The following is a 10,806-nucleotide window of genomic DNA, read 5'->3' as shown; positions in this document are numbered from 1 at the left end:
TAGCCCTTGGCCTCGTCGTCGCCGTCGAAGGCTCGTTTCGGGTCCGCGACCAGGGAGTGGAAGAACAGGTGCGAGACCATGGTGTTATCGGCCCAGGTGACCAAAGGACCCTGCGGAGACGCCGACGACGACGCAGACCCCGAGGCCGAACCCGAGGCACCCGACGAGGCGGAGGGCGAAGCATCATTGGCGGGTTCGGAATCCTTGGACCCGCACGCGGTCAGTATTGCGGCACCTGCGAACGTTGATGCGGAGATGACGGCGGTCCGGCGGCTGATCTTCACAAGCAATTCTCCTCGGAGCTAAACCAGGGCGGTACAGGCATGAGCCCATTGGAGGCTCACCCAGGGTGATACAGATTTATATACCAAGAGTACGTGCGAGAGCGCCACTTCACCACCGAACCACCGCGGTGGCCCAGTACGGCTTGGAGCAGAACCCGCGGGAATCCAACGCCACCGGGTCACCGACCGCGCACAACGTCGTGGAAACTGAGGCCATCGAAGGCGCAGGACGTTGAGAGCCTCTGCCGGCTCCATCAGCAGTGCTGGGGTCTTTCCGATAACGGTGTGTTGGTGGCTTACTGCCAGTCGCCTTCGGCCTGATCCTGAAGCCGCACGATGCGCTTCGAGGCTAGTCTCATGCCATTTTCGCCTCGATGGAGGTAGCCCAGGGTCTCTGCGATTCCCTTGTCTGCGACGGTACATAGAACCGGGTCGGCATCTGACCTGTCTTGGAGATACTCCCGTAGGATCTCCAGCTGCCGGATTTGCTGCTCATATTGGTCCATCAGCTCCGCCAATTCATCGGCTGCTTCCCCTAAAGCATCGATGACCCATGCATTGTCGTAACTGCCCATCGTCTCTCTCCTTGATCTCCATCGGCCTGAGAAAGCGCAAAGAACGATCTCCTCGCGTTGCGAAGCTTGTTCTACCCCTTCTTGGCGTCTCGTGATGAGGATATTCCACCCAGAGCCACCACAGGATCCGCTACCCCCCCGTTCTGGAGCCGACCGGGGCTGAGCCACAGAATGCAGCAGATAAGGGCTCAGTCGGGAGGAGGCAACGGGGACGGGAAACTGACCCGAGGCAGGTCTCCCCGTTGCTCTCGACGAACCAACAGCAGCCAGTGCAATCTGAATTCGACATCACGGAGTTCTTCCTCCAGAGCTTCGGCTTTGCTCTCCGAACGAGTCCTGATGAAGCGCTGTTCCAGGCTCACTCGTGTCTCCTCCAGCCGCTGTGCCTGGCTGATCACGTAGCCAGGGTCGAGGCGCTGTGCGTCGTCTTCGAGCGCTGGGTATTCATGCGGAAAGACCATCAACACTGCTAGTTCCGGTCGAGGGCGAACCTGTGGTTTCGAGACTCGCTTTCGACAAAACACGACAACCTTCCATCTTACGGTTCTCTGCTCGGGACTATTCGTTGGTTCGCATGTGGGTGTTTTCTGTGGCTATGACTTCCCATTGACCGGCGTTCTTTTCCAGATACACGATATCTTGGGCTCTCCCGCCTGGTGCTTTCTGCCCGTCATCACCTACCCATGTCCAGGTGATGTCTACCGTTCGTTGGGTTGTCTCGGCGTCGGTGCCAGCGTCCATACCGTCGCCGGCCGGGGATACTGTCACGTCGGTGACCCCGTTGAAGTGCGCGGCGGTGTCGAATTGTTCCTGGAAGGCATTGGGCGGCTTTGCTTCCGCCTGCGTATCTTTCCAGGGGCCAGAAGCCAGGGCCAGGGCTCGGGTCGTTGCTGCTTGAGCGCTCGGGTCCTTGGTGGAGTCCCAGCAGTAGGCGATGTTTTCGTAGGTCACGGCCACAGAGGTGGCATCAGCGCGGACCGCTTCATCCGGATTAGGACACTTCTCCAGCGCTTGTTCAGCTGTGTGGGCTGACAAGCTCGATGGTGACGCGGTGCTATTGGTAGCTTCGTTGCCCCGGTGACACCCGGTGCTCATCAGTGTCAGTAGCGCCAGGAGGGGAATGACAGATCGTCTGGCTATGCTCATCTGCGTATCCGTGTCTCTTTCATTGATTCAGGCGCTGCTTAGGATCCACGACTGCGCCGCTGTCACGGGGTGGGCAGTTGCATAAGAGGGGCGTCTCCCACCGTTGGGGAGCCTCATGGGACTGGTGACCCTCGAAGTCCAGACAGTCGGATGTTCTGCTCGTTGCATACTGTGGATCCGGATGGGTCATGGCCGCTGGAGGAATGGGCTAGTTCTTGGGGTTGGCCGCGTAGTATGCGTCCTTCACCTCGGCGTTGATGCTTCCGTGGTTGGCCACCGTGTAACCGTTATCCCGCGCCCACCGTCGAATTTTGGCTGTTTCCGGATTCCGGCGGGGAGACCTCTTCCCCGACTTGCCGGCATTGCGCTGGGTGTTTCGACGGGCAACGGCAATAAACGGCTGCAGCGTCGAACGCAACCAAGCGGCGTTGTCCGCAGAGAGGTCGATTTCGTAGTTTTTGCCTTCAAGACTGAAGCGGACGGTCTCGGCAGCTTCGGTCCCATCCAGATCATCGGTAAGGCGAACTTCAACGTGACGGGCCATGGGATACTCCTCAAGGGTAGGCCAACGCTGAATGCAGGTCGGCTTTGCAACTTGCGACTACCTTAACTCGATAGCTCGACTGGATCTCAGGTGCAGAGGAGCGTGTCATCAGTCCTCCGGGCTGAATCTGGATGTTGAAGCCGATGCAACTCGTCGAGGATCGCGCAGACCTGGTGGTCCACAAGCCGGACACCCAACAGGGGCCCGATCACCGTAGAGAATTCTTCGTCAGCCACTGAGTGGGCTCCGTGCTGGCCTAGGTGCTGGTTGTACTCAACCCAATACGTGTATAAAGCCTCAGCGGCCATCCATGCACCATGCCGGTAGAATAGTTCCCCGGCGATGACGATGCAGGTATCACTGATGATCTCGGAGCAGACAGCTGTTCTGGCGTGAGTCTGGGCCGTGGTCAGGGCCTCTGCCCTGATAATCCGCAGCAGGGAAGAAGTCGGTGTGCCGGCATACTGTTGTTCTGGTCTCAGAACAGACAAGAGCACTCCTCTCTGTACAATCCCTGTTCTCTCAAGCCTCATGACAAGCCCCTCCGCGAAGAGGCGGCACGGTCACGGGTCGACGCTGAGAGCTTCTATAGCGTCTTCGATCTGCGCAATGGACTGCTCGGTCACCACGAGACGCTGCTCCAAAGTAATGATCTGAGCTTGCATCGACTCGATGGCCTCCTTCAGCTCCGCGAAGTCTTTGTTAGTCTCTGCCATCGTTGCTCCTTCTCCGGCAAGGATGTTCAAGCCCTGCCCGACCATACGTGCGGGTGCAGTCGCGTTAGCCCAGGAATCCCCTGGGCTAGAAGATGTCGTCAATCATGTTCTGCCAGATCGTTCCCGAGGGCCGATTCACCGGCAGATCATCAACAACCGGGTAGTCGTATTCAGGAGCTTCGTAGTGTGGGTTCTTCGCCTGCGAGTTCATGATCGCGCCTCCTTGAGAGCTTGCTTTAACTGTTCGTTCTCATCTTCAAGGTCCATGACCTGGCTCACCCCGGCCAAGTTCAGTCCCTCTTCTAACAAAACGGTGATGCGGTGGACCCGGGCCAGATCCTGTCGACTGTAACGACGCGTACCACCACTGGTTCGTTGCGGGTCAAGCAGTCCGCGCTGCTCATACATGCGCAGAGTCTGGATTCCCGCACCGGTCAGTTCCGCCGCCACTGATATCCCATAGATGCCCTGGTGGGCCGGCGGACCCGTAGCGCTTCCTGCCATAAGGACTCCTTGTCTAGAGGGAGCTTGCCACAGTCAACATCTGGTGATAGACATTATCTACATCAGATGACATAGATTCAAGGTTGTCTGAGATCACTGGAAAGAACACGTGCTACTTGTTTGAGGAAGGTGATGACAGATGCTGTTGCGCACCGATCCATTCCGTGATCTGGAACGCCTTTCACAGCAGTTTTTCGGGTCGCAAGGAACCCTGGCGCATCCGACGATGATGCCGATGGATGCTTGGCGAGATGAGGACCAGTTCCACATTGAGCTGGATCTGCCAGGGGTCAGCGCAGAGTCCATTGACGTCGATGTCGAACAGAATATTCTCACGGTCGAAGCACGACGAGATGGGCCGGATGATTCCCGGGAGTTGACCACCGCAGAGAGGCCTCGAGGGGTCTTCCGCCGTCAATTGAGCCTGGGCCAAGGCTTGGATACCTCGAGGATTCAGGCCACTTATCAGAACGGTGTGCTGTCGTTGACGATTCCTGTTGCTGAGCAGGCTAAACCACGCAAAGTTGCAGTCCACCCCGGTGCAGGACAGAACCAGACCGCTATCAACGCATAGTTTCAAGCAGATATGAGGTGATGGGTCGTGCTGGTCAGAGACGCTACCTGCGATACCCACATCGGTCAGGTATCTGTGGAGAGGCAGTTCTGGCAGATCGTCCTGGCTGATCAACAGTTGCGCGAGCTTGAAGGCCTGGGCGACCCGGCAGGGACTTGCCGATCGTTGCTGTTTCGGCCGATTGCCACCGGTTTGACGGTCACCGGGCCTGCACCAGCAAAGACTGCGATGAGTTCGTCTCGATTCAGGGCAGGCTGTCGAAGTCGCCCGCCTGAACAGCCTGTGGCCGATCAACGCTCCCCTCCGTATAATTGAGCCTCAATCTATCGATTCCTCCTTTACTCAGGCATGGGCCCCTTCGTCGAGGGGGCCCGTGCCCTATTTTGTCTATCGGGCGTCGTGAGAGCACTCCACCCTTCAGGGTGGAGTGGAATCACAGCCTGTGGTCACAACGCGGGGACAAAACATTGTGTACTGTATCGTAGCTACAGTTCGTGGGCTCTAACCACGTAGTTAGCTGTCCTGTCAGTTCGAATGTTGTTATAGGAGCGCGTCCGTGTCGGGTGGTACCAGCCTCAAACGATCCCAGTTGCCTCGCCTTGCCCTTACTGGTATCGCTTCGATAACTTGCCTACTGATGGCTTCGTGCTCGGGCTCGGCTCCGGGTGCGGAACGAAAGCCTCTATCCATCGATGAGTCCTCTCTGGCCCAAGCACAAGCCCCGGTATCACAACGATCCGGCCCGGAGATCAGCAGAGTTCCATATCCGGTTGCAGGCAACGGGGATGCATCGCAGAACTGGGGCGATCTATATCTTCCTGCCGGTGTCCATAAGGCTGATTCCGTGCCCTTGGTGGTGCTCATTCATGGAGGTGCTTGGCACCGATCGATTGGAGCCGGAGACTTCAGCTATTTTGCACAAGACCTCGTCGGCCGCGGTGTAGCGGTGTATAACATCGAGTACCGCCGTGTCGGCTCCGGCGGTGGCTGGCCCACAACGTTTACCGATGTGGCATCCGCGCTGGGCCATATCCCCGATATCGTTGATCAGACCCCTGAACTATCCGGCAAGACCGAAGTCGTCGGCCATAGCGCCGGAGCCCAACTTGCTACGTGGGCAGGATCCCAAACAGCGCACCCCGAACACCAGCTAGGCAAGTACCCATCGTTTAAACCTGACCGGATCGTGGCCCTGTCCGGTCCACTGGACATGACCAACGCAACCAACCTCTCCGACCTCGACATGGTCAATGCCGTAGGCGGGACTCCCCTCACCGCAGCGAGCAGATACGAGGATGTCGACCCCATCCAAAACATCGACCCCAGCATCCCCGTGGTCGCTGTTCATGGCACAGCCGATACCACGGTGTCCTGGCAGAATTCCCAGCGATACATACAAGCACTGCTCCAGGCAGGCGGGAACGGTCGATTGGACCTGCTGTACGGGGACACCCATGGATCGTTGATCACTTCAGGAACCGTCCATTACCAGTACGTGATGGAAACCATTACGGATAGTTTACTGGAGTAACATCAAGGATGAGAATAGGATAGTGCGTGAGCTTGAAGTGACCCCATGGGGCTCTGTGGATTGGTTTTCATTAGAGGTATAATTCTAAAATACCCAGGTTATACGGACGAATATTACATGACCTACACCTGGTCAAGTAAATTCTGAAAGGATGTTCTCATGGAAAATCAAAACGACTCGACACAGCATCAGACACAGGGCTTCACCCCACAGCATAGCCAGAACCAGTCACAGAGCACCTTCCCTAGTCACATGACCCTAGTACAGGCTCCGTCGCAGCCAAAGGGGATGTCAATTGCATCTATGGTCATCGGGTTGGTAAATATCCTAATGGGGTGGACTATCATTCTCCCAATTATCGGTCTCATCTTTGGCATAGTTGGTCTCCGAAAAGAGCCCGCCGGCCGCGGGATGGCCATCACTGGTATTGTCCTATCGGGAGTTATTGTTGCTTTCTGGGCGTCCCTTACGATTGCTGGATTCGGCATACTCGGCAGCCTAATTGGAAGTGTCAGCACTGAAGGTAGCTACTAGTCGTAGTAAAGCTTATCATTCACTAGATAGTTGATCCTTCATCTCACTTTCAGGCGAGAGAAGGCATGAATGGCCCGACAAAGCAACCGGCGTCCATCCTAACTAGTCCACCCGTCCAGCGGAGGCGCCTCTTTTCCCCTGTGCTGGCCATCTCAGGGGTCCACGAGCACACACGAGGCGGTAGCTTTGTGAGGACCGAAGTGGCCGCCGGTGGTACATGTCTTCTTATTATCGGCGCGGGCCAGGTTCCATCTTCCGGTGTCATCAGCGTTGAGGCTGATCAAACCGAGTTCACGGGCCGCGGACCGTTTGGGGCGTTCGAAGGAAACCGCTCCATTATTACCGGGGGTGAGGTGGTCGTTATAGGTCGGACCGTCATCGCAGTCGATGACGATGTGCACTTTCTCGCCCGGATTCCAGGATCCTCCGCCAAGAAGATCGACCCCACATCCAGTACTGACTTCACCCACGCCAGTTTCATCCATAGACTCCTGGATGAGATGTGCCCTGCCCCATCGGGCGGAGCCGTGCACGAGGATGATGGCTACGATCACGACAATCACTAAGAGTATAAACAGCTGGGCGTGATGGTCTTTGGGGCGCGATTTCCCAGATTCCATCCACACCTTCCTTCGTGATGACCGCAGCCGCTCGGACAAGTAAGTCTTCGACAGTTGTTGGTACCTCGGATGAGGAAACCTCCAGAACCCCCGAGAATGGAGGAGCCCCTACTGGGAACTTACTCCTATGGCTAGAGTAACTGCTGTCTAGCCAGATTTCCTTGTTCGCTGACAAGGCTAGACACGGTGGGGTCCCCTGTTTTGTGGTTCGGCAGGGGGCCTCATCTCTTATGACCCCCTGCCTTCAGCGGATCGCACACTCAGACCTCGATGAGAGGGGGGGCATGTTTTCCGATCATGCTCCAGCGCGTTGCACGGCACGATATACCGTTGATCGGGCCACCCCGAATAACTCAGCAATCTCGGCCGTCGTATGCTCACCACCCCGATACAGAGAGACCAGATGCTTCTCCTGCGAAACAGACAACTTCGGCTTCTTGCCCCGCAGCCTGCCCTTGGTCTTAGCTACAGCCATGCCCTCACGGGTGCGCATGCGGATCAGGTCGGCTTCGAACTCGGCAACCATACCCAGCACATTGAACAACAACCGACCAATCGGGTCCTCAGGATCATAAACACTGCCACCGATATTGAGGGTTACCCCTTTGGTCGTCAGTTCGGCAGCGAGGTCACGGGCGTCCGGCAACGATCGAGCTAAGCGGTCCAGCTTGGTCACCACAAGGGTGTCTCCGGCACGGACGGCTGCCATCGCTTCCCTGAGTCCTGGGCGTGACCGGTTAGTGCCGGTCAGCCCGTGGTCGACGTACACGTCTGGCTCGGCCACACCGAGTCGTGCCAGACCGTCCTTTTGGGCGGTGAGGTCTTGTTCAGTCGTCGAGACTCGCGCGTAACCGATCAACATGTCAACAACTGTACCGTTTGACCCACCTTCACCGGGCTTTAATTCGGGCGGGGCTTATGGGAATCTGACAACCGCGGGAACTAGCGATCACTCGACCTAACCCGGAGCCTTCGTCAGGTGTCCCAGTGAGGGACCGGCAATCGGTCATGTGGGGACTTCCTGGTGGGGGTATCGACGTCGCAGGGCGAGGGATATATAAACCAGTCCGATGAGGACAGGTACCTCAATCAGGGGACCGATCACTCCAGCCAAGGCCTGACCGCTGGATACGCCGAAAGTCGCGATGGAGACAGCGATAGCCAGTTCGAAGTTGTTCCCCGCGGCGGTGAACGCCAGCGTCGTGGTGCGTTGATAGGAAAATCGCAGGGACCTGCCCGTCAGGTATCCAACACCCCACATGATCGCGAAATATGCCAGCAGAGGCACGGCTATACGTGCGACATCTGCCGGTTGGCGGGTGATCCGGTCACCTTGGAGAGCAAAAAGGATCACGATGGTAAACAGTAGACCGTACAAGGCCAGCGGACCGATTTTCGGCAGAAAAGATGTTTCGTAGGCTTGCCGGCCCCAATGGCGTTGGCCAAAACGTCTGGAGAAGAACCCGGCGGCTAGAGGAATTCCCAGGAATATCAGAACGGACCCGGCGATACTAGCCGCAGAGACTTCAAGGCGGGCCTGCGACAGCCCGAGCCATCCAGGGAGAAAATCGAGGTAAAACCAGCCCAGACCGGCGAAGGCAATGACTTGGAAGATGGAGTTGATAGCGACTAATACCGCGGCTGCTTCTCGATCGCCACAGGCGAGATCGTTCCAGATGATGACCATGGCAATACAACGAGCCAAACCGACAATGATCAACCCGGTCCGGTAGGCCGGAAGATCCGGCAAAAACACCCACGCCAGTATGAACATCACCGCTGGGCCAACCACCCAGTTCAGGATCAAAGATGACACCAACAGACGCTTATCCGAAGTAACGTGACCGAGCCGGTCGTAGCGAACTTTGGCTAGCACCGGGTACATCATCACCAAAAGCCCCAGCGCGATCGGCAGAGATACTCCTTGGATCTCGATTGCAGATAAGGCAGAGCCTAGACCGGGGGCAAGTCGCCCCACACCGAGTCCGACCAGCATGGCCAGGATGATCCACACCGGCAAGAACCGATCCAGGACAGACAGTTGCGAAGCCGCCGTTGCATCATTCCTCACGCAATGGCCTTCCCGTCGGAAGTGCTACAGCAGGGCCCTGACTGCGCATCGAAATCTCCAGATCCTCCGCACACTCCAGTCTCCGGGACATCTAATTGAAGGCTTCTGGCAGCCTGAAGGTCTCCTGCCAGGTATGCAGCGATAGAGCGGACTTGTTCGAAACCAATCATCGCCAGAAATGAGGGGGCCCGGCCGTAGGACTTGATCCCGGCGATAAACAAACCCATATCTGGTTGCTCCAAGGCTTGATACCCGTGGGCAGGCACTGACCCACACGAGTGCCAATTGGGGTCGATGTCTCCGGCAATGCCGGCGGGAGCTTCCAGTTGGTGGTCTAAATCCAGTCGGACTTCGGAGAGAAACGACAAGTCCGGACGGAACCCGGTTGCACATACAATACGGTCGAGCCCTTCGACCACCTCACCGTTCGAAGAAACCAGGCCCACTGTGCCCGCAGAACCCGAGCGTACTTCAGCAGCCCTGAAACGAGTCACGACCGTAATCCTGCCGTCGGCAACCGCGCGACGCACCTTATCCCCCAGCGCTGCCCGAGCGGGCAACTCATCGTTCTCCCCACCCCCGAGGGCCTGATCGGCAGAACCTCGTCGCAACACCCACAGCACCGATGCCGAAGCATTGGGGCCCTGACGAGTCAATGCCACCAGTGAAGTCAACGCCGAAGCTCCAGAACCGAGGACCGCTACCTTTTGCCCGGACCAGGTGGCATCAGTAGGATCCGGCATCGTGTGAACGATCTGGTCGGCATGGTAGTTTTCCCCGGTGACCGGGTAGCCTTCGGAGCCGAGCGGGTTCGGCCGTTGCCACGTTCCGGTCGCATCTACGACCGCGCGGGCCAGAACCCGCTCGATTGTTCCGTCAGGCCGATAGGTGTGCACTACATAGGGCTGTTCGGACCGACCTGATTCAACGACGAGGTCCCGATCCAGGCGGGCGACTCCGACAACGCGTCGGTCGAAGCGGATCCACGGGGATAGGGCTTGACCCAGTGGTTCCAGATAATCGCTAACCCATTGCCGACCAGTCGGATACACAGACTCTTTGGGCATGGTCCAATCCGATCCCAGTTGCCTGGCCACAGCCGCCGAGACGAGCTCGCTCCAGGGGGAGAACATACGTACATGCCCCCACTGGCGCACGCTTTCGGCAACGCGGTCCGATTTTTCAAGCACTAGAACGGCCTGGTCTCGGCCACGTAATTCAGCCGCGCACGTCAGACCAATGGGGCCAGCCCCCAGAACGATGACCGGCAAGTCCGCGGTGGGTGATTGCACAGAACGCCTCCTACTTTGATGCATATCGATATAGCGATTGTTGCCTCGTGATTCGATAGTTGTCAAACTAGGAGTATGTCCGCCTTACCAACTCCACCGCCACCCCGTCCTCCGTCCAATATCCCCGCCACAGAAGATCGGATCCGGGAGGCTGCCGAAATTTTCAAGGCATTAGCAGACCCGGTTCGATTGCGCTTGTATCTGGCAATCCGGGCGGCATGGCCTGGGGATGTTTGCGTCTGCGACCTGCCAGACCAGGAGGTTTCCCAGGCCACCGTCTCCCACCACCTGCGCAAACTCAGAGAATCAGGCTTAGTGACGGCCGCGCGCAAGGGGACCTGGGTTCATTATTGCGCCGTCAGAGACACCGAAATAGATGCGATCAGCATCATCAGGTAAATAGAGGCGTGACACC

General features: G+C 57.6%; 16 protein-coding genes and 1 pseudogene. 4 read left to right on the top strand and 13 right to left on the bottom strand.

Going from position 1 to position 10,806, the window contains the following annotated elements:
* From EWU68_RS10630 to EWU68_RS10600, 9 genes and pseudogenes are all read right to left on the bottom strand, one after another.
* A pseudogene (locus EWU68_RS10630) lies at positions 1-284 on the bottom strand (polysaccharide deacetylase family protein); the annotation flags it as partial.
* Between the two features lie 296 nt (positions 285-580).
* On the bottom strand, positions 581-859 hold the full coding sequence (locus EWU68_RS10625) for a hypothetical protein (protein ID WP_129316104.1): 279 nt from the start codon (positions 857-859) through the stop codon (positions 581-583).
* Positions 860-1,047: 188 nt separating this feature from the next.
* The gene (locus tag EWU68_RS10620; protein WP_129316103.1) at positions 1,048-1,320 is read right to left on the bottom strand and encodes a hypothetical protein; all 273 of its coding nucleotides are present in this window, start codon (positions 1,318-1,320) and stop codon (positions 1,048-1,050) included.
* A 97-nt stretch (positions 1,321-1,417) separates the two neighbouring features.
* A complete protein-coding gene (locus EWU68_RS10615) occupies positions 1,418-1,810 on the bottom strand; it encodes a hypothetical protein (RefSeq protein WP_129316102.1) in 393 nt (130 codons plus the stop codon).
* Positions 1,811-2,213: 403 nt separating this feature from the next.
* The gene (locus EWU68_RS10610; protein WP_129316101.1) at positions 2,214-2,549 is read right to left on the bottom strand and encodes a histone-like nucleoid-structuring protein Lsr2; all 336 of its coding nucleotides are present in this window, start codon (positions 2,547-2,549) and stop codon (positions 2,214-2,216) included.
* Positions 2,550-2,635: 86 nt separating this feature from the next.
* Positions 2,636-3,082, bottom strand: a complete 447-nt coding sequence (locus tag EWU68_RS10605) for a hypothetical protein (protein ID WP_129316100.1) — start codon at positions 3,080-3,082, stop codon at positions 2,636-2,638.
* A gap of 30 nt (positions 3,083-3,112) precedes the next feature.
* Complete coding sequence (locus tag EWU68_RS13065) at positions 3,113-3,265, bottom strand: hypothetical protein (protein WP_156265585.1); 153 nt, start codon at positions 3,263-3,265, stop codon at positions 3,113-3,115.
* 85 nt (positions 3,266-3,350) lie between these two features.
* Positions 3,351-3,476: a hypothetical protein gene (locus EWU68_RS13450; protein ID WP_274542748.1), complete on the bottom strand. Its 126-nt coding sequence runs from the start codon at positions 3,474-3,476 to the stop codon at positions 3,351-3,353.
* A complete protein-coding gene (locus EWU68_RS10600; RefSeq protein ID WP_129316099.1) occupies positions 3,473-3,769 on the bottom strand; it encodes a MerR family transcriptional regulator in 297 nt (98 codons plus the stop codon). Before EWU68_RS10600 ends, EWU68_RS13450 begins: the two co-directional genes overlap by 4 nt.
* 139 nt (positions 3,770-3,908) lie before the next feature.
* Here EWU68_RS10600 and EWU68_RS10595 point away from each other — a divergent pair, with 139 nt between their 5' ends.
* The 3 genes from EWU68_RS10595 (at position 3,909) to EWU68_RS13545 (ending at position 6,408) form a co-directional block, all read left to right on the top strand.
* Positions 3,909-4,343 carry an Hsp20/alpha crystallin family protein gene (locus tag EWU68_RS10595; protein ID WP_129316098.1) on the top strand — a complete coding sequence of 145 codons (435 nt, stop codon included), beginning with the start codon at positions 3,909-3,911 and terminating at the stop codon, positions 4,341-4,343.
* A 637-nt stretch (positions 4,344-4,980) separates the two neighbouring features.
* Complete coding sequence (locus EWU68_RS10590; protein ID WP_129316097.1) at positions 4,981-5,874, top strand: alpha/beta fold hydrolase; 894 nt, start codon at positions 4,981-4,983, stop codon at positions 5,872-5,874.
* A 159-nt stretch (positions 5,875-6,033) separates the two neighbouring features.
* The gene (locus EWU68_RS13545) at positions 6,034-6,408 is read left to right on the top strand and encodes a DUF4190 domain-containing protein (RefSeq protein ID WP_129316096.1); all 375 of its coding nucleotides are present in this window, start codon (positions 6,034-6,036) and stop codon (positions 6,406-6,408) included.
* A 152-nt stretch (positions 6,409-6,560) separates the two neighbouring features.
* Here EWU68_RS13545 and EWU68_RS10580 read toward each other — a convergent pair whose 3' ends face one another.
* The 4 genes from EWU68_RS10580 to EWU68_RS10565 all read right to left on the bottom strand — a co-directional run bounded on the left by EWU68_RS10580 (position 6,561) and on the right by EWU68_RS10565 (position 10,391).
* Positions 6,561-7,028, bottom strand: a complete 468-nt coding sequence (locus EWU68_RS10580) for a hypothetical protein (protein WP_129316095.1) — start codon at positions 7,026-7,028, stop codon at positions 6,561-6,563.
* Positions 7,029-7,323: 295 nt separating this feature from the next.
* Entirely contained in the window at positions 7,324-7,890 is a 567-nt protein-coding gene (locus EWU68_RS10575) for a recombinase family protein (RefSeq protein WP_129316094.1), read from the bottom strand.
* Positions 7,891-8,034: 144 nt separating this feature from the next.
* Complete coding sequence (gene arsB, locus EWU68_RS10570; RefSeq protein WP_129316093.1) at positions 8,035-9,099, bottom strand: ACR3 family arsenite efflux transporter; 1,065 nt, start codon at positions 9,097-9,099, stop codon at positions 8,035-8,037.
* The gene (locus EWU68_RS10565) at positions 9,096-10,391 is read right to left on the bottom strand and encodes an NAD(P)-binding domain-containing protein (RefSeq protein WP_238692432.1); all 1,296 of its coding nucleotides are present in this window, start codon (positions 10,389-10,391) and stop codon (positions 9,096-9,098) included. The genes arsB and EWU68_RS10565 overlap by 4 nt, the downstream gene beginning before the upstream one ends.
* Before the next feature lie 75 nt (positions 10,392-10,466).
* Here EWU68_RS10565 and EWU68_RS10560 point away from each other — a divergent pair, with 75 nt between their 5' ends.
* Positions 10,467-10,790 (top strand): ArsR/SmtB family transcription factor, encoded by a 324-nt coding sequence (locus EWU68_RS10560; RefSeq protein ID WP_129316092.1) that lies wholly within the window; start codon positions 10,467-10,469, stop codon positions 10,788-10,790.
* The last annotated feature ends 16 nt before the right edge of the window (positions 10,791-10,806 follow it).

This window comes from Rothia koreensis (genome assembly GCF_004136575.1).
In the GTDB taxonomy this organism is placed as follows: domain Bacteria; phylum Actinomycetota; class Actinomycetes; order Actinomycetales; family Micrococcaceae; genus Rothia; species Rothia koreensis.
This window is presented reverse-complemented; position numbering and strand designations above follow the sequence as displayed.